Consider the following 18,226-nt stretch of genomic DNA (forward strand, 5'->3'; position numbering starts at 1 on the left):
TACTCTATGAAAGCATTGTCAAAATTAAAAGCACAAGAAGGTATCTGGATGACCGATGTTCCAGTACCTGAACTTGGTCATAACGATGTGATGATCAAAATTCGTAAAACAGCAATTTGTGGCACTGATGTTCATATTTATAACTGGGATGAATGGTCACAAAAAACAATTCCTGTTCCTATGGTTGTAGGCCATGAATATATCGGCGAAATTGTTGCGATAGGGCAGGAAGTTAAAGGTTTTAATATTGGTGATCGTGTTTCTGGTGAAGGGCATATCACTTGCGGTCATTGCCGTAATTGTCGTGGTGGTCGTACTCATTTATGTCGCAATACCATTGGTGTAGGTGTAAATCGCCCAGGCTGTTTTGCTGAATATTTGGTTATCCCTGCCTTTAATGCGTTTAAAATCCCTGACAATATTCCTGATGAATTAGCGGCTATTTTTGATCCCTTTGGTAATGCCGTGCATACCGCGTTATCTTTTGATTTAGTGGGTGAAGATGTTCTGGTTTCAGGTGCTGGCCCTATTGGGATTATGGCGGCTGCAATTTGTAAACATGTTGGGGCACGTCATGTCGTGATCACTGATGTTAATGAATATCGCCTTGATCTCGCGAAAAAAATGGGTGTTACCAGAGCCGTGAATGTCAGCAAAGAAAATCTAATGGATGTTATGAAAGAGTTAGGGATGACAGAAGGTTTTGATGTGGGATTAGAAATGTCAGGTGCGCCGCCTGCGTTTCGTACCATGCTTAATACCATGAATCATGGCGGTCGTATTGCGCTGTTGGGTATTCCTCCTTCTGATATGGCAATTGATTGGGGACAAGTTATCTTTAAAGGTTTGTTTATTAAAGGTATCTATGGACGTGAGATGTTTGAAACATGGTATAAGATGGCAGCACTTATTCAGTCTGGCCTTGATCTCTCTCCAATTATTACTCATCAATTCCCAATCGATGAATTCCAAAAAGGTTTTGATATCATGCGTTCAGGTCAATCAGGTAAAGTTATTTTAGATTGGCAGTAATGAGTGATCATTAAGCAAAAAAAGAGCCTTAAAAGGCTCTTTTTTATTGCATTATTTTTCAACTTTATCAATTTCATTAGGATCAGGTGTGTCAGGTAATTTCTTTTTTTCTGATGAGCTAAATCCGCTGGATAATGTATTAATTAGCGTACTTTTTTTCATCGAAATAATAGCTTCTTGCGCTGGCTTTAACCAAGACGCAGGTTTTGGCTCTTTCGGTTGTTCTGTTGGTGGGACAACTTTTGGTGGCTCTGGTTGTATTGGTTTTTCTATCTGTGGTTTTAGTAGCGCACTTGGTGCGACTAGTTGAATATCAGCAGGTAGTAAAGGTAGTTGTTGTTGCAATGCTCTAACCGTTGAGGGATGAGGATGTCCGATAGCAATGGCGGAGCCATTTTTTCGTGCTAAAGCAATAGCGCGGGCAAGTTGTTGGCGAGTTTCTGCTTCTGTTTGTACGTTATCGAGAAAAACATGGCGACGCAAAGAAGGAACTCCTGCGGCTTTAGCGGCAATAGCAGCTTGTGTATTACCGATGGTCACGCTATCTAAAAAATAGAGATTAGAGTGATTAAGCGCTTTAATAACCCTATCCATTGCTTGTCTATCCGATGTCATCGCACTGCCCATATGGTTATTCATACCGACAGCGTAAGGAACATTACTAATAGCATGTTGAATAATACGATTAATTTCATTCTGATCCATTGACGGCTTTAGGGTATCGCGCTCTAGAGGTTGTTTACTAATTGGCGCCATTGGCATATGGATCAGAATTTCACGCCCTTGTGCATGGGCTTTAGTCGCCACTTCTTTACCATGAGGCGAATCAGGCAAAATAGCGATAGAAACCGCAGTAGGAAGTTGTAAAATTTGGTTATCCTCTTTTTTACGATAACCAAAATCATCAATCACAATGGCTAATTTGGCTGCAAATGCAGGTGTGCTTACAACCAGACTTAGCAACATTAAACTAAGTAAAAAAGAGCGCTTGCGTTGTAATGTGCCAAGTAATTTCAAACCTACCTCCCAAGCCAAGGAACAGGGTTCACTGCTTTTCCTTGACGTCTAATTTCAAAATAGAGTGCTGAACGCTCTTGTCCACCACTGTTACCAACTAAAGCAATAGATTGGCCTGCTTTAACCTGTTGACCAACATTCACTAAAGCGCTTTGGTTATAACCATAAAGGCTCATATCACCTTTACCATGTTCAACCACGACGACCAAACCATAACCTTGAAGCCAATCTGCTAATAATACACGGCCATCAGCAATGGCTTTTACTTCCGTACCTTGTGCTGCAGGTATTACAATTCCTTTCCAGCGTAATTCGCCAGAGCCAGAAATAGACTCACCAAAACGGTGTAATAAAGAGCCCCTGATAGGCCAAATAGCTTGTCCTGCTGGTTTACCTAAACCACCAGTACGTGACATTAATGACTGCTCTTCAGCTGTTGGTTTATAGGTTGAACCACGTTGTTGGGCTTCTCGTTGTTTGGCTGCAATGCGTGCTGCTTCTCGGGCTTCACGCTCTGCTCGTGCTTTAGCTTCACGCTCAGCTTGAGCAATTTTATTTCTTAATTGAGCTTCATTAGCTCGCATGGTAGCCAAGTTTTTCTGATCTGTTTTTAAGGTTGATTCAAGTTGGGTCAGCGTTTTTTGTCGAGCAGCTAATGCATTATCGAGTTTTTGTTTTTCTTGTTGTTGTTTGGTGAGAACCTGCTTTTGCTCGTTCTGTTTTGCTTGCTGCGCTGTTTTTTCTGCCTCAAGCTCTTTTGATGTTTGAGCAAGCTCTGCCATTGTTTCTTTGCGAGCATCATTAATATAGCTGTAATACGCTAAAATACGCTCTTCACGCTGGCCTTCTTCACCACGAAATAAGAGCTCAATACCTTGGTGTTTACCTTGACGATACGCAGCATCCATTTGACGCGCTAATAACTCTTGTTGTGACTGATACTGTTTTTGTAAGCGAGCAATATTTGCGGTAATGGTTTTTATCTCTTTACCCAATGTTTGTAAGCGATTTTGGGTTTCATGCACAGCGCGACCTGCACTAGAAATTTGAGTTTCTTGTGTTTTTAATTGACCAAGAAGGGCTGTGCGTTGTTTTTGTTGTTCTTGAACTTGTTTTTCTTTTTCTGCAATCGTGGTTTGTAGATCTTTTAGCTGATTGCGGTTGTCCGTTAATGTGTTAGCAAAAACAGGAAGGGCAGAAAAAAGAGAGGTGCTAATAAGCAACGTGATTAACGGTAAAGAAAATACACGATAAGACGGATGTGTTTTTTTTTGAAGATCCATTTTCTTTGCCATCTGACCAACGTACCTTTCATAACAGTTTATAAGATTATTCCATGTCACCAAACAACTGACCAGTTAACACGAAATAAAGCCGAAATTTCAGATAATACCTAACAGGTAATCTATTCAATTAATAAGAGATTATAAAGCAATAATAATAGGAGAGAGGAAAAAAGAGGGATCCTGTGTGACAGCGCAATAGAATATCACGCTGTCCACGAGAGAGATTATTCGACGATAGTACCCCAAAGATCATATTCGTCTGCATGTTCAATAAGAACACGAACGATTTGTCCCGGTTCTACATCAAATTGCTCATTGAGGTAAACTGCACCATCAATCTCAGGTGCATCAGCCATACTACGACCAATTGCACCTTCCTCATCCACTTCATCAATCATAACAAGCAACACTTTGCCGATTTTCTCTTGCAGACGTTCAGTCGAAATTTGCTGCTGTAATTGCATAAAGCGATGATAACGCTCTTCTTTCACTTCTTCAGGTACTTGATCGGCTAATTCATTTGCTTTCGCACCATCAACAGGGCTGTATTTAAAGCAACCTACGCGATCAAGGCGAGCTTCGCTGAGGAAATCCAATAGCATTTGGAAATCTTCTTCTGTTTCACCCGGGAAACCAACAATAAAGGTAGAACGTAAGGTTAATTCAGGGCAAATTTCACGCCAGCGTTTTACTCGCTCTAATGTACGCTCAACAGCACCTGGGCGTTTCATCAGTTTTAAAATCTTAGGGCTGGCATGCTGAAGCGGAATATCTAAATAAGGCAGAATTTTACCTTCTGCCATTAAAGGAATGACATCATCAACATGTGGATATGGATAAACATAATGTAAGCGAACCCAAATACCTAGTTTTGCCAGTTGTTCACATAAACTGACCATACTGGTTTTCACCGGCATTCCATCCCAAAAACCCATTTGATGTTTAGTATCAGCACCATAAGCAGAAGTATCTTGAGAGATAACAAGTAACTCTTTTACGCCTGCATTAACTAATCTTTTAGCTTCACCTAAGACTTCACCAATTGGACGACTGTCTAAATCACCTCGCATTGATGGGATGATGCAGAAAGTACAACGGTGATTACAACCTTCAGAGATTTTTAAATACGCGTAATGACGAGGCGTTAATTTTACGCCCTGTTCAGGAACAAGGCTGAGAAAAGGGTTATGATCAGGTTTTGGCACATAGTGGTGAATATGAGATAAAACTTGTTCATAACTATGAGGTCCCGTGATTTCGAGTACTTTAGGGTGCACTTCACGAATTTGGTTCTCTTTTGCACCTAAACAGCCAGTAACAATGACTTTACCATTTTCATCGAGTGCTTCACCAATCGCTTCTAACGATTCTTGTACTGCGCTGTCAATAAACCCACAGGTGTTGACGATGACTAAATCAGCATCATTATAGGTAGGAACAACTTGATAACCTTCTGTGCGCAGTTCGGTTAGGATACGTTCAGAGTCCACTAAATTTTTAGGACAACCTAATGAAACGAATCCAATTTTAGGCACTTGATTTGTTTGCGACATGCTCGTGTTCTCAATACTTTTAAATAAATAACAGATAGTTGTTGTATCTCAGACAGGTATAAATCTTACGTAATATGGGTGATTTTATACATAAGTAGCCACTATTAGGGATGCTGATTTATTAATAGCTTGCCTGAAGAGAGTTCCTGTAGAGTAAAAAGGTAAGGCCTTTTCAATTCATCATTTTTCACGGAACCGGCGCTAATGGTACATAAATCCGTCAATAAAAAAAATGATTGTTGAGAAACTTTCCGCAAAAATAGAAAGAGAAAAGCAGGAATAGGCTGTAATTGCGCCATGACAAAGGTATACTTTGGCTCTTTGATACTATTTTTAACCAACGAGAGTGATTGCATCCTATGCTGCAAGAAGTAATGCAATTTTTCAATCGGCACACCCTGTTAAGCTTTGTTTGGGTAGCGTTGCTGGTGGCGGTCATTGTATTGACCTTTAAAGGGCTTTTTTCTAAGACGAAAAATATTTCCCGTACAGAAGCGATTTCTTTGATAAACAAAGAGAATGCGGTGTGTGTTGATATCCGTAGCCGTGATGAATTCCGTAAAGGACACATCATTGATTCTATCAATTTAACGCCTTCTGAAATCAAAAATAATAATATTGCTGAGCTGGAGAAATATAAATCACAGCCAGTTATTGTTGTGTCACCATCAGGTATTGAAGGTGCAAAACCTGCAGAAAGCCTAATTAAACTCGGTTTTGAAAAAGTCTTTATCTTAAAAGATGGTCTTTCAGGCTGGAGTGGTGAGAATTTACCACTGGCTAAAGGTAAAAAGTAACGAGCGGGCAGATTGAGTTCTATACTTACTGCTATTCAATTAATAAGGATATAAAAAGGTAAGATTATTATGTCAGAACAGCAAAACCAAGAGATGACTTTTCAAATTCAACGTATCTATACAAAAGATATCTCTTTTGAAGCGCCTAATGCCCCACAAGTTTTCCAAAAAGAGTGGCAGCCAGAAGTTAAATTAGATCTGGATACTTCTTCTAATACTTTAGCTGAAAACGTATATGAAGTTATTCTGCGCGTTACTGTAACCGCAACAATGGATAATGAAACTGCATTCCTGTGTGAAGTTCAACAAGCAGGTATCTTTACCGTTGAAGGTATCGAAGGCACTCAACTGGCACATTGCTTAGGCGCATATTGCCCTAACGTTCTGTTCCCTTACGCTCGTGAATGTATCACTAACTTAGTTAGCCGTGGTACTTTCCCACAACTGAACTTAGCACCTGTTAACTTTGATGCGCTGTTTATGAACTATTTACAACAGCAACAAACTGATGCTGCTAATGAAGGGGCTGAAGAAGCTTAATGAACGCTTCTATGACAGTTATCGGTGCCGGTTCATACGGCACCGCTTTAGCGATTACTTTAGCGCGCAATGGTCATGACGTCGTACTTTGGGGTCATGATCCTGAGCATGTTGTTGCGTTAGAACAAGCACGCTGTAATCAGGCATTTCTGCCCGATGTTTCCTTTCCTGATAGTTTATACATGGAAGCTTCTTTGCAAAAAGCCATTGAAGCTAGCCGTAATATTCTTGTTGTGATCCCAAGCCATGTTTTTGGTGATGTATTACAACAGATCAAACCCTTTTTACGTCAGGATGCACGTGTTGTTTGGGCGACAAAAGGACTTGAGGCTCATACTGGTCGCTTGTTGCAAGATGTAGCGCGTGAAGTATTAGGTAATGAAATCCCGCTAGCAGTTTTATCAGGCCCTACTTTTGCTAAAGAGCTTGCCGCTGGTTTACCCACTGCGATTTCTGTGGCATCAACGGATAATACGTTCTCTGAAGAGCTTCAACAGCTTTTCCATTGTGGCAAAAGTTTCCGAGTATATAAAAACCCTGATTTTATCGGAGTGCAATTAGGTGGTGCGGTAAAAAACGTGATTGCGATTGGTGCGGGTATGTCTGATGGTATGGGTTTTGGTGCGAATGCGCGTACAGCGCTGATCACCCGTGGACTTGCCGAAATGAGCCGTTTAGGTAAAGCATTAGGTGCAGATGCGGCAACGTTTATGGGAATGGCGGGTTTAGGTGATTTAGTTTTAACCTGTACCGATAACCAATCTCGTAATCGTCGATTTGGTATGATGCTAGGCCAAGGTTTTGATGTTGATACTGCCCAAGAAAAAATTGGGCAAGTAGTTGAAGGCTATCGCAATACTAAAGAAGTTCGCGCATTAGCTGAGCAAGTTGGTGTTGAAATGCCTATCACAGAGCAGATCTACCAAATTTTATATCAGCATAAAGACGCCAAAGAAGCGGCATTATCTTTATTAGGCCGTGCAACGAAAGATGAGATAGACAGCAATCTTTTCTAAGTCTATTTTAGATAGTTATTTATTTCTGTTTTAAACATAAGAAGCCTAAGTTTTTACTTAGGCTTCAATGTAAAAAGAATGAGAGTGAGTATGTCGCTAGAAGAACTAAAAAGAGTCTGGGATCATATTAAAGATGAAGCAAGATGTTTGGCAGATTGCGAGCCAATTTTGGCGAGTTTCTTCCATGCGACATTACTCAAGCATGAAAACTTAGGCAGTGCCTTAAGCTATATGCTGGCGAACAAGCTAGCAACCCAAACTATGCCAGCGATTGCTGTTCGTGAGATTGTTGAAGAAGCATATCGTAGTGATAATTCTATGATTGAATCAGCAGCTTATGATATTTCAGCCGTTCGTCTACGCGATCCCGCAGTCGATAAATACTCTACACCTCTGCTTTATCTAAAAGGTTTTCATGCCTTACAAGCTTATCGCATAGCGCATTGGCTATGGGGGCAAGATCGTAAAGCACTCGCTATTTACCTACAAAACCAGATTTCTGTGACTTTTGGGGTTGATATTCATCCTGCCGCTCGCATTGGTCATGGCATTATGCTTGATCACGCAACAGGTATTGTGATTGGTGAAACCGCCATTGTTGAGAATGACGTTTCTATTCTACAATCCGTCACTTTAGGTGGTACAGGTAAAACCTGTGGCGATCGCCACCCTAAAGTACGCGAAGGTGTAATGATTGGCGCGGGTGCTAAAATACTCGGCAATATTGAGATTGGCCGCGGTGCCAAAATTGGTGCAGGATCAGTTGTTTTACATGAAGTTCCTGCTCATACCACTGTTGCAGGGGTTCCTGCCCGCATTGTCGGTAAGCCAACGAGTGACAAGCCTTCACTCGATATGGATCAACACTTTAATGGTGTGGTGCCCGGTTTTGAATGTGGTGATGGCATTTAATGGCATTAATTGAAGTTACACTCTCTGAGCTGAAGGCTTGTTTACATGCTGAATATATCGGTGATAACAAGCCTTTTAGTTGGATAAGACTTTTTCATCGCGTTTTTTTCTGCCAACGTTCACGTTATCTATTTTGGTGGCGTGTCGCCCAATTCTTTTATTTCTCTAAAAGTCGTTTCCTCAAAAAACTTGGCATTCGTATTGGTGCTAAAAATAATCGTAAATACTGCAACGATATCTCACTAAGAACTCGTATAGGTAAAGGCCTTTCATTACCTCATCCCATAGGGATCGTACTGACCAATTACTGCCAGTTAGGTGAGAATGTGACGTTAATGCAAGGTGTCACCATCGGTGTAAAAGAAAAAGATGGTAAAGCAGATATTCGAGTTGGCAACCATGTTTATATTGGTTGTAATTCTTCGATTATCGGCGGAGAGATAGAGATTGGTGATAATGCAGTGATTGGTGCTCACGCATTGGTATTAAAGGATGTGGGGGAAGGGTGTAGGTATATTACTAAAGTTGTTGCTGAGATCAGACAATTGTCAGAGTAATAAACTAAATTTTTAGTCGTTTGAAATTAAAAAAAGCGCTAGTCATTATTTATGATCAGCGCTTTTTTACATTTCAGTCTCTTAGTAATGCACCAGGATAACCAAGTTGACGCCATGCTTCAAAAACCACAACAGCCACAGTATTTGACAGGTTCATACTACGGCTATCAGCAAGCATTGGAACTCTGATTTTCTGCTGAGTTGGCATATTATCCAACACGTAAGGCGGTAAACCACGAGTTTCAGGTCCAAAAAGGAGATAATCTCCATCTTGATAGCTGACATTGCTATGTGTTGGTGTGCCTTTTGTCGTTAACGCAAATACACGTGCACCTGTTGGTGATTGTGCATTATCAGGGTTTAGACCTTCACTTTCTAAAAAAGCATAGTAATCGTGATGCTGTTTAATATCAGCAAATTCACGGTAATCAAGCCCTGCACGACGCAGACGTTTATCATCCCAAGTAAAACCCAATGGTTGGATTAGATGAAGATGAAAGCCTGTGTTAGCACACAGGCGGATAATATTACCCGTATTGGGTGGAATTTCGGGTTCAAATAAGACGATATTGAGCATATGAAATAGATTTAGTCGTTACCAAAGAGGTCACGAGTATAAACTTTTTCTTCAACGTCGTTTAGCACTGATGACATTCTATTGGTAATAATGACATCAGAGATTGATTTAAACTCATTTAAATCACGAACTAATCTTGAGTTAAAGAAGGTTTCTTCTTTCATCTCTGGTTCATAAATCACCACTTCAATCCCTTTGGCTTTAATGCGTTTCATAATGCCTTGGATAGAAGAAGAACGGAAATTATCAGAACCAGACTTCATAATTAAACGATAAACACCCACGATTTTGGGTGATTTAGCGATAATTGAGTCTGCAATAAAGTCTTTACGTGTGCGGTTAGCTTCAACGATGGCACTAATAATATTATTAGGGACAGAATCGTAGTTTGCTAATAACTGTTTAGTATCTTTTGGTAAGCAGTAACCACCATAACCAAACGATGGATTATTATAATGGTTACCAATACGCGGATCTAAACAGACGCCTTCAATGATCTGTTTTGAGTTCAAACCGTAAGATTCTGCATAGCTATCAAGTTCATTAAAGTAAGCAACTCGCAGTGCTAAATAAGTATTAGCAAATAATTTAATCGCTTCTGCTTCTGTAGAATCAGTGAACAGAACATCAATATCTTTTTTCAGTGCACCTTGTTGTAAAAGGTCTGCAAACTTTTGTGCTCTTTCTGACTGTTCACCAATAACAATACGAGATGGATATAAGTTATCGTAAAGTGCACGACCTTCGCGTAAGAATTCAGGAGAGAAAATAATATTATCAGTATTATATTTCTCTCTCATTTCTTTGGTAAAACCAACAGGAATGGTTGATTTTATAATCATTGTTGTGCTTGGATTATATTCTAAAACATCACGGATAACAGACTCTACTGATGAGGTGTTAAAGTAGTTTGTTTTAGGATCGTAATCGGTAGGTGTGGCAATGATAACAAAATCGGCACCTTTATAAGCGAATTCTTTATCTAAAGTTGCAGTAAAATCGAGCTCTTTGGTTGCTAAAAATTCTTCAATTTCTTTATCTGTAATTGGAGAGATTTTTTTGTTCAGTAATTCAACTTTTTCTTTATTGATATCTAACGCAACGACTTTGTTGTTTTGAGAAAGAAGTATTCCGTTAGATAGACCGACATAGCCGGTACCTGAGATTGTGATTTTCATGGTTTCTCTTATCTAAAGTATCAATGAAATTTATTTTAAATAATTATCTATCAAAGTTTTTATTGAAATAGCATTACTATAATAGAGCTATGTAAATAATTTTTATCTGGTAATATTAAATACTTGATTTCATTCTTGTTAGATTTTTTTTTGTTAATAAAAATCGTATAACGCTAGAAACATGCCAATAGAAATGTTTTGAAAAAATTTTTCTATTGGCATGTTTAGCCAAATGTATTGCATGAATATCGGGATAATATTTTACAGGAGCATTAAGTTGAGAGCTTCTATAGCAAATATCAATATCTTCACAGTACATAAAATATTTCTCATCAAAGCCACCTAGTTTAATATAATGAAAAGCTTTGATTGCAAGAAATGAGCCTGCTGCCCAATCAATATTGCAAGGTTTAATTATTTTACTTTTATCAATAATAGAAGAATTACCAAGACCTAAAAAGGATTTAATAAAATGTTTTAATGATGGAAATTTCCTTATGGAGCAGTCATAAACACTGTTTTTTATATCTCTAAATAGATTAATTGTGGCTATTAGGTCATTGTTTTTTATCATATTTTTTATCAATTTATCTATAGCATTATAATTAATGATCACATCAGGATTTAAAATAATGAAATAATCATCTTCTGCCATTTTTAAGTTTTTTAGACAATATGAATAAACAATGTTATTGTTTTCTCCGAATCCACAATTATATTTCTCATTAATCCAATAAATATTTATCTTCTCCTTCAACTTTGAAAAGTTATCACCTAATTTATTGCTTTTTACTATTACTTTATAATGTTCACTTAACTTTTCTAGACATTCTAGCTGATTAATTAAATCAGAATGTCCATGAGAAATAACTGAAATGTAAATAGACATTTTTTAAATACCTATATATGGATTCGTCGATTTATTAAAAGTTAATATATGTCAGTACGTTAGAATAAAAATATTTATAATGTTAATTATCTCTAAATAGAGAAATATATAAATTTTGATATTTTTGGGACATATTCTTATCTGTATATTCTTTTAAAAATTTTCTTTTAACATTTGTTGATAATGATAATGAATTATTTACAGCATAATTTATAGATTTAGATAGAGAATCTATATTGTTACATTCATAAAAAGAAACTTCATCAGAAGTAAATATTTCTTGTATTACAGGTAGTGAAGTACATACAATTGGCAATCCACATGCAGCTGCTTCTAATAATGCTAAAGGCATACCTTCTGAATGAGATGTCATAATAAAAATATCAAATAACATTAAATATTTTTGTACATTTAATGATTTATCAATAAATATACATCGTGACTGTATTCCTAAATCAATAGCATATTGCTTTAGTTTATCTAATTCAGGGCCATTGCCAACTAATGTAAATAAGTATTGTTGACCATCATCCCTACTCATTAGAGTCATGATTTGGTCAAATCCTTTTCTTTTGACTATATTTGCACATGCTCCAAGTAATATATAATTACTATTTTTAGATTTTATGTTGGAAAGGTAATCATCTACATTAATATCACTTTTAATAATAGGTCTACCATTATATATAGTTGAACGTTTTTTAATATGGCTATACTTTTTCTTCTGTAAATCAGTTAAAAAAACCACGTGGTCTGAATATTTTAATATAGAACTCCAAATCAACCCTACAATTCCTCCTAATAAAAATCCATGAGATATTTGAAGATCTCTTATTATATCTGCATGCATAGTAGATACATGTTTATTTATAGTTTTCCGATTGATTAAGCAAAAAATGTCAGGCCGTAATAAATGCGAATGTATGATGTCATGTTTTGATAAATCGACTTTTGAATAGAAATTAGTAATTTTTATTAGTTGTACTCTTTTAGGAAAATTTATTTCTATAATTTCATCAAAAAAATAAATAGTAATATCCCAATCTATAGGTAAATGCTCGATTATATCTTTAACAACTATAATAGGACCCTTATTTGAAAGGGATGTAACAACAAAAGCAATATTCATAATATTAATTTTTATTTAATTTAGTCTTTGCAAGATAACCTTTTATCTTACCTATAGCAGTATAATAATGGTATTTCACCATAGTAATATTTAGTCTTATAGAGTATAAAAATAATGCGGTTATATTTTTTAATATTGAAAAAATAACGAACGCAATTGGGTAGTTATATTTTTTATATAAGTATCCAACACTAAACATATGGTTTTTTGCTCGATCTATAACTAATTTTGGCTCTCTTTTTATTGGAATATCATGTCTAGCAACAATAGTTGGATCATATTTGACGTTAATTTTATTAAATATTGCTCTCAGTGGTAACTCTATGTCTTCACATGCACTGGTCAATGTACCTGAGCCTAAGCCTAAATTTTCATCAAAACCTGACAGCAAATCAAATGTAGCCTTTTCTATACATAAACTTATCGAAGAAACTCGCCTCCAGATATTGAATTTATTACAAAAGCCAGCAGTTGTATCAAATTTTGCAATATTTATATCCGTATTATTGGCGGCTCTAAATGTTAAAATTTCATTTTTCTCTACATCAATATGTTTGGTTAGTGTGTAGAAAAAGTTATCATCATACCAACAATCATCATCGGGAAATAAAAGGAATTGCCCATTAGCATGAGTACTTCCTAAGTTTCTAGATCGAGAAAGGCCTTTTTTACTTGTAAGAAATAGTATATCAAAATCTTGATGAAAATTTTCAATTATATTTTTAGCTATTGGAGGAGTAGTTTGCTCTACTATTATCAATTCAAAATTTTTAATAGTTTGTTTTGATAAACTTTCGAGCAGACGAGATAGTAATTTAAGATCGGGATTATATGTTGCTAAAATAAGACTGAATTTTTTATTTGTCACTAAATAACTCCAAAATCAAGGCTTTTAATAATTGTTTTATACTCGATGTTAATAATGAACATTGAGGTATACAAAGTTAAAAATAAAATCCCTAGAAATACTCTATTTTTCTTTGTATTAATAAGGATAGTAGGGATTAATATTAACTCAGATACACTAAGTATGGAGGAAACTCTTGCCGCAATAATTGCTATAGAAGAAAAACCAATAAGCCAACAAATGCCACTATAAAAATAACAAAAATATGTAGTATAAAATTTACTTTTATCAAAGAAATAAATAGAAATAATTAATAATAATAATTGTTTTATAGTATTTGGATTTAAAATCCCTAAATCGTAATTATATTCTTTCCAACCTAGATAAGTTGATACTTTTTCTGATAGAAGTCCTAATGATTGAAGTGTAGATATTAATAATTCAACTCCGCCCAATAAATAAAAAATAATGGATAAAGATAATAAGATATAAGCTATACGAACATGTTTTTCATTTTTAAATAGTAAGCATAAAGTATATGGCAGTAATGCTACGAGAGCTGAAGTATGAAATAGACTAGATATAATGATTAAGACTAAAGCTCTTTTATTTTCTCCTCTTGCTTGCATAGAAATAGCAAACAATACTATGGCACTAGCTATCCCTGCTCTTATTTGAATCATTTCTTTATTTAAGAAAGCGTGTGACAAATATATTATTACAGAGAAAAAAGCTAATCTACTATCTTTAAATATAATTTTGAACGTTATAAATATACTGATAGTTGAAAAAAATAAAAAAACATATGTTGGTGAATTGAAAATTTCATAAATAAATCCAGAGATAGTTAAAAAAACAAATTCACCATGTATTTTTTGATATGAATGAAATGGTAATATGGCTGCTTGCTGAAACATTTGTACATAAGCATCATAATCATTGCTAGTTATATTGAAACCTGCGATTGTTATTAACAATAATGCAATAATCGTTAAAATGAATTTTTCACATAGACCATTTCCTATTATATTAAAAAGTTGCAGTAAGTACCCAGTAGCTAAGAAAAAGAAAATAATATAAAAAATTATCATTATAATCACTTTTTGGGGAAAATATAATATTAATATATAAGATCATCTTTAGATATAATTAAGGCGAATGAGTTATATATTATAATGTTAAGTTTTCTTTCAGAAAATTTATTGAGTGAATTCTTAGCTCGTTTAATTTTTTTTGTTCTTTTTCTATATTATATGTAGGATCTATTTCTTCAAATTTAGTTCCTACAGAAACTAAACAATTATTAATTTCTAATTTTGAAAGTAAAGATGCTTGTCTATCATCTTGATTGTTTATATCATCAATTACTGAATAAAGTGGAATTCCAAAATTAGTAGCAAAAGCTGTTCCATGAAATGACGAAGTTACGACATATGATGAATTTTCAAATAATTGAATGAAATGTTCTACACTTAGGTCTGAACAATCTTCATAATGTATATTAAATTCTTGAGGAATTTTTGTAAAAGAATATACTTTTAATCCTGTTTTTTGTTGTAATAAGTATAATAATTCATATATATAAGGTCTAGGATCAAATGAATGAGTAATTAAGTAAAAGACTATATAATTTGAATTTGTAAAAATTTGTTTTTTATTCTTAGAAAATTTACTCCATTGGTCACGATTGAAAACTAAAGTTGGATCTAAAGTTACTTCAGCATAACTATTAGTTATTTCTTTAATTACTTTATTACCATTTGAATCACGAATGGCAATCTTATCATATTGTGCAAAATATTTTTTAAAATCTTTTTTATATTTATCATCTAAACAGTTTCCAGCTATGCTAGCAGAAAATGAAATTTTTTTAACACCGTTTGGTGCAAATGATAATAAAAAAGTTGTATCTCCCCTAGTATGTTTTGTATTCCATGTTTGATCACTACCTGTTATGTATATATCATATATTGGAGGTTGATTAGTAATTTCATCTGGTGTTTTATAATTAGAGGAAAGGTTGAGATATTTGTTTATTGCATTATTAATATTTTTTCTTTTTCTATGGCTTTTTATTACTCCTAATCTAAATATATAATCAGATATAATTGATTTAATACTTTTGTAATTGTGCAACCCGTTCGCATAATGCCATTTATTTGGAAATACATAGTCTATAATTTCACAATTAAAACCTAAAGATTTAACAACTTCTTGTGTAGCATACGCCTGCAAAAAAGAACCATAGTTTATTACCCGATGCATCGTTAATATTCCAACAGTTCTATCTGTATTTTTTTTCATAAATTTTCCAAAATTATGTATTAAAATAATTAAGTATTTAGAATGTTATTTTTTTAGTTTTGCTATATATCTAGTTATAGTTGAACCCATATATGGGTTTAAGCAATATAGTGATATTATTATTTTAGCTCTAAGTGGAATTGATGCTGTAAGTAAAGAAAATATATTTTTTCTTAAAAAACTCATATAAAATCTATATTGTTTTTTATATTTATTAATTTCATCCATGCATAAGATAGCTCTAATGGTAGCAAAGATAGTTAAATATTTATGAATTTTAAGAGAATTATCTAATGATTTAGAGTTATAAGTTAAATTATTTTCAATATTATCAATCGCATTTAATGCATTAATATATTTATCAACATTTAATAAAGTTGTTGCACTTGTTACATTATCTTTACGATAATGATATACTTTCCTTTTCCCTACGCCAATATTATTTGAATATTGTGCTGCCATAATAATAAAGTTTAAACCTTCTCCCATATAAAAATTTTCGGGAAAAATTATATTATTTGCTAATAAAAAATTTTTTTTATACATTTTATTCCAACAACCAACATCTACTTTACCAGGATAAAGTAATAAAGATATAGCCTCAACAGAAGATAATATATTAATATTATCATTTTTTATTTGTTGGTTATCACCTGGAACTTTAAAGCAGTTTTCTGACATTACAAAATCACAATTCGTTTTATAACTAATATTTAGCATATAAGATATATAGTCAACACTTAGATAATCATCAGCATCAACAAAAACGATATATGTACCGCTAGCGATAGATAAACCTAGATTTCTAGCTGCACTGACACCACCATTATTAATATGTAGTGCTTTTATTCTAGGATCACTTAACGCGAATTTATCAATGATTTGTCCTGATTGATCTGGTGAACCGTCATCTATTAGAATTATTTCAATATTTTTATGATCTTGATTTATAATTGATTCTATGCACTGTAAAAGATATTTTTCAACATTATATATTGGTACAATTATAGAAACAAGAGGATTTAAGTTTTCTTTTAAAAGCATAATATTTTTCTTAATTTTTAAATTTAATTTTTTTCAATAAGGATTTAAAATTAGATTTCTCATTTTTATCAAAACCAATTAGATAAAATAATGGAGGATAGAATAAAAACATTAATATAAAACATATAATCCAATTGAAACTAGTAGTGATTGAGATATTTAATAAATATAAAGAGCTAGTAGTTAATGCTAATGGTAGTAATGAATGCATAAAGCAATTACGAAAATAATTTAGAGCACTAAATTTGGAAATTTTAGAAAAAAAGTATATTTTTATAAAACTTGTAATAATTTCTATTAGTATTATTAATGTTAAGACACTATAAATAGAGTTACCTAATTTTAATAATAGATAACTAAAAGGTAATGTTATAAGTGCAATAGAACCTATCAATAATTGAAATTTCTTTATATCCCCAATAGCTTGAATTGCAGATGTTATACCTACGGTTAATTGATTTAATATGCTAGCAATTAAAAGATATATACAAATATTATCAGTGTAGCTAGGTACGATATTAAGCCAGAGTTTTAGTATTTCTGACATTGTAAATATAGCAGGTATACCTACTATTGATACAAGAAAAAAACCGAGTTTACTAGCGAGCATTGATAATCTTATTGTTCTTTCCCTCCTCTCCATGCCTTCACTTTTCATTATTTGAGGATTGAGTGCTCGTAATAAAGATAATGATAATTCTCTTACTTGTCCGTTTATTTGGGATGCAATTCCATAAGCAGCATTAATTGTTGTTCCTAAGAAAATATTTAAAACAATATTTAGTCCTTGGGTATTTAATACGTAGCATAAATTAGTATATAAATTCCATCCTGCAAAAGAAGCCATTTCTTTTAACAAACCATCAGAATTAGTATTCTTATTTATTCTACATTCTTTATAGGATTTACAACAATATATTACATAAAATAAAAATATTATACCACTAATCATGGATAAAGATAGGCCATAAAAGGAAAGCTTTTCTGACTCAGGATAGTAAATAATTAAATGAGCTGCTATAAGTTTCATTATAGCTTGTATTATAAGAATTATAGAATCAAGTAATATATTTTCTCGGGAAAAAAGTGTTGCTACAAATGGAACTGAAATTATTGTAAAAAACAAAGATATTAGCATATATATGTATAACATACGAGCTATTGGTATAGATTTATCATCGATGTTTAGAAATCCATTAAATAAGTATGGCATTATAATGAGTAATATCAATATTGATATCAATGCGACAATAATATGTAATATTATACTTGAATAAAAAACGCTATTTTGCATCTTAGTATTTCCTGTACCTTGATAATAAGATAAATAGCGTTGAGTTGATATAGACATGGCTGAATTTAAAAATGAAAATACAGTTATTAAACCAGCACTTAGTGTGAATATCCCATAATTAGATATGCCTAAATTATTTAAAAGAACTCGTACTGTATATAAAGAAATACCAATTAATAAGGCCATTTTTCCATACATAATACAAGTATTGAATGCAACTTTTTCTTTCGCATTATCAACTTTATTATACATTA

Annotated in this window: 18 protein-coding genes; 6 read left to right on the top strand and 12 right to left on the bottom strand. The window is 33.8% G+C overall.

The genetic code is table 11. From position 1 onward, the window contains the following. The first annotated feature begins 6 nt into the window (after positions 1-6). Positions 7-1,032, top strand: coding sequence for an L-threonine 3-dehydrogenase (tdh, locus tag C0T34_RS12780; protein WP_075674078.1), 1,026 nt, complete (start codon positions 7-9; stop codon positions 1,030-1,032). Positions 1,033-1,083: 51 nt separating this feature from the next. Here the strand turns inward: tdh and C0T34_RS12785 are convergent, their stop codons facing one another. The 3 genes from C0T34_RS12785 to rimO form a co-directional block, all read right to left on the bottom strand. Further along, complete coding sequence (locus C0T34_RS12785; protein ID WP_226892364.1) at positions 1,084-1,998, bottom strand: divergent polysaccharide deacetylase family protein; 915 nt, start codon at positions 1,996-1,998, stop codon at positions 1,084-1,086. Between the two features lie 53 nt (positions 1,999-2,051). Continuing rightward, complete coding sequence (envC, locus tag C0T34_RS12790; protein WP_109850265.1) at positions 2,052-3,344, bottom strand: murein hydrolase activator EnvC; 1,293 nt, start codon at positions 3,342-3,344, stop codon at positions 2,052-2,054. A gap of 215 nt (positions 3,345-3,559) precedes the next feature. Continuing rightward, on the bottom strand, positions 3,560-4,888 hold the full coding sequence (gene rimO / locus C0T34_RS12795; RefSeq protein ID WP_098941469.1) for a 30S ribosomal protein S12 methylthiotransferase RimO: 1,329 nt from the start codon (positions 4,886-4,888) through the stop codon (positions 3,560-3,562). Positions 4,889-5,247: 359 nt separating this feature from the next. Here rimO and C0T34_RS12805 point away from each other — a divergent pair, with 359 nt between their 5' ends. From C0T34_RS12805 to C0T34_RS12825, 5 genes are all read left to right on the top strand, one after another. Beyond that, complete coding sequence (locus C0T34_RS12805) at positions 5,248-5,685, top strand: rhodanese-like domain-containing protein (RefSeq protein ID WP_023583406.1); 438 nt, start codon at positions 5,248-5,250, stop codon at positions 5,683-5,685. Between the two features lie 69 nt (positions 5,686-5,754). Further along, on the top strand, positions 5,755-6,225 hold the full coding sequence (gene secB / locus C0T34_RS12810) for a protein-export chaperone SecB (protein WP_006534205.1): 471 nt from the start codon (positions 5,755-5,757) through the stop codon (positions 6,223-6,225). Continuing rightward, positions 6,225-7,241 carry an NAD(P)H-dependent glycerol-3-phosphate dehydrogenase gene (gene gpsA, locus C0T34_RS12815; protein ID WP_098941468.1) on the top strand — a complete coding sequence of 339 codons (1,017 nt, stop codon included), beginning with the start codon at positions 6,225-6,227 and terminating at the stop codon, positions 7,239-7,241. The genes secB and gpsA overlap by 1 nt, the downstream gene beginning before the upstream one ends. 90 nt (positions 7,242-7,331) lie before the next feature. Then, entirely contained in the window at positions 7,332-8,153 is an 822-nt protein-coding gene (gene cysE / locus C0T34_RS12820; protein WP_088494105.1) for a serine O-acetyltransferase, read from the top strand. Further along, positions 8,153-8,710 carry a serine acetyltransferase gene (locus C0T34_RS12825; RefSeq protein ID WP_109850266.1) on the top strand — a complete coding sequence of 186 codons (558 nt, stop codon included), beginning with the start codon at positions 8,153-8,155 and terminating at the stop codon, positions 8,708-8,710. Before cysE ends, C0T34_RS12825 begins: the two co-directional genes overlap by 1 nt. Positions 8,711-8,783: 73 nt before the next feature. Here C0T34_RS12825 and trmL read toward each other — a convergent pair whose 3' ends face one another. The 9 genes from trmL to C0T34_RS12870 all read right to left on the bottom strand — a co-directional run bounded on the left by trmL (position 8,784) and on the right by C0T34_RS12870 (position 18,224). Next, the gene (gene trmL / locus C0T34_RS12830) at positions 8,784-9,287 is read right to left on the bottom strand and encodes a tRNA (uridine(34)/cytosine(34)/5-carboxymethylaminomethyluridine(34)-2'-O)-methyltransferase TrmL (RefSeq protein WP_109409881.1); all 504 of its coding nucleotides are present in this window, start codon (positions 9,285-9,287) and stop codon (positions 8,784-8,786) included. A gap of 11 nt (positions 9,288-9,298) precedes the next feature. After that, a complete protein-coding gene (locus C0T34_RS12835) occupies positions 9,299-10,465 on the bottom strand; it encodes a nucleotide sugar dehydrogenase (protein ID WP_109850267.1) in 1,167 nt (388 codons plus the stop codon). Between the two features lie 115 nt (positions 10,466-10,580). Then, positions 10,581-11,354 (bottom strand): glycosyltransferase family 2 protein, encoded by a 774-nt coding sequence (locus C0T34_RS12840; RefSeq protein ID WP_109850268.1) that lies wholly within the window; start codon positions 11,352-11,354, stop codon positions 10,581-10,583. 82 nt (positions 11,355-11,436) lie between these two features. Then, a complete protein-coding gene (locus C0T34_RS12845; RefSeq protein ID WP_109850269.1) occupies positions 11,437-12,483 on the bottom strand; it encodes a glycosyltransferase in 1,047 nt (348 codons plus the stop codon). A gap of 4 nt (positions 12,484-12,487) precedes the next feature. Further along, on the bottom strand, positions 12,488-13,351 hold the full coding sequence (locus tag C0T34_RS12850) for a glycosyltransferase (RefSeq protein ID WP_109850270.1): 864 nt from the start codon (positions 13,349-13,351) through the stop codon (positions 12,488-12,490). After that, positions 13,351-14,421, bottom strand: a complete 1,071-nt coding sequence (locus C0T34_RS12855) for an EpsG family protein (RefSeq protein ID WP_109850271.1) — start codon at positions 14,419-14,421, stop codon at positions 13,351-13,353. The genes C0T34_RS12850 and C0T34_RS12855 overlap by 1 nt, the downstream gene beginning before the upstream one ends. A 79-nt stretch (positions 14,422-14,500) precedes the next feature. Beyond that, positions 14,501-15,634: a polysaccharide pyruvyl transferase family protein gene (locus C0T34_RS12860; protein WP_109850272.1), complete on the bottom strand. Its 1,134-nt coding sequence runs from the start codon at positions 15,632-15,634 to the stop codon at positions 14,501-14,503. A 45-nt stretch (positions 15,635-15,679) separates the two neighbouring features. Then, positions 15,680-16,678 (bottom strand): glycosyltransferase family 2 protein, encoded by a 999-nt coding sequence (locus C0T34_RS12865; RefSeq protein WP_109850273.1) that lies wholly within the window; start codon positions 16,676-16,678, stop codon positions 15,680-15,682. 10 nt (positions 16,679-16,688) lie between these two features. Then, complete coding sequence (locus C0T34_RS12870) at positions 16,689-18,224, bottom strand: MATE family efflux transporter (protein ID WP_109850274.1); 1,536 nt, start codon at positions 18,222-18,224, stop codon at positions 16,689-16,691. Between the last annotated feature and the right edge of the window lie 2 nt (positions 18,225-18,226).

The sequence above is a fragment of the Proteus sp. CA142267 genome (genome assembly GCF_003336825.1).
Taxonomy (GTDB): Bacteria; Pseudomonadota; Gammaproteobacteria; order Enterobacterales; family Enterobacteriaceae; genus Proteus; species Proteus terrae.

Coding starts and splice junctions, on each gene's coding strand:
- C0T34_RS12835 (WP_109850267.1), bottom strand. CDS start 10,465: ATGAAAATCACAATCTCAGGTACCGGCTATGTCGGTCTATCTAACGGA.
- C0T34_RS12860 (WP_109850272.1), bottom strand. CDS start 15,634: ATGAAAAAAAATACAGATAGAACTGTTGGAATATTAACGATGCATCGG.
- C0T34_RS12855 (WP_109850271.1), bottom strand. CDS start 14,421: ATGATAATTTTTTATATTATTTTCTTTTTCTTAGCTACTGGGTACTTA.
- trmL (WP_109409881.1), bottom strand. CDS start 9,287: ATGCTCAATATCGTCTTATTTGAACCCGAAATTCCACCCAATACGGGT.
- C0T34_RS12825 (WP_109850266.1), top strand. CDS start 8,153: ATGGCATTAATTGAAGTTACACTCTCTGAGCTGAAGGCTTGTTTACAT.
- C0T34_RS12865 (WP_109850273.1), bottom strand. CDS start 16,678: ATGCTTTTAAAAGAAAACTTAAATCCTCTTGTTTCTATAATTGTACCA.
- C0T34_RS12870 (WP_109850274.1), bottom strand. CDS start 18,224: ATGTATAATAAAGTTGATAATGCGAAAGAAAAAGTTGCATTCAATACT.
- cysE (WP_088494105.1), top strand. CDS start 7,332: ATGTCGCTAGAAGAACTAAAAAGAGTCTGGGATCATATTAAAGATGAA.
- C0T34_RS12805 (WP_023583406.1), top strand. CDS start 5,248: ATGCTGCAAGAAGTAATGCAATTTTTCAATCGGCACACCCTGTTAAGC.
- C0T34_RS12845 (WP_109850269.1), bottom strand. CDS start 12,483: ATGAATATTGCTTTTGTTGTTACATCCCTTTCAAATAAGGGTCCTATT.
- gpsA (WP_098941468.1), top strand. CDS start 6,225: ATGAACGCTTCTATGACAGTTATCGGTGCCGGTTCATACGGCACCGCT.
- rimO (WP_098941469.1), bottom strand. CDS start 4,888: ATGTCGCAAACAAATCAAGTGCCTAAAATTGGATTCGTTTCATTAGGT.
- tdh (WP_075674078.1), top strand. CDS start 7: ATGAAAGCATTGTCAAAATTAAAAGCACAAGAAGGTATCTGGATGACC.
- secB (WP_006534205.1), top strand. CDS start 5,755: ATGTCAGAACAGCAAAACCAAGAGATGACTTTTCAAATTCAACGTATC.
- C0T34_RS12785 (WP_226892364.1), bottom strand. CDS start 1,998: ATGTTGCTAAGTCTGGTTGTAAGCACACCTGCATTTGCAGCCAAATTA.
- C0T34_RS12840 (WP_109850268.1), bottom strand. CDS start 11,354: ATGTCTATTTACATTTCAGTTATTTCTCATGGACATTCTGATTTAATT.
- envC (WP_109850265.1), bottom strand. CDS start 3,344: ATGGCAAAGAAAATGGATCTTCAAAAAAAAACACATCCGTCTTATCGT.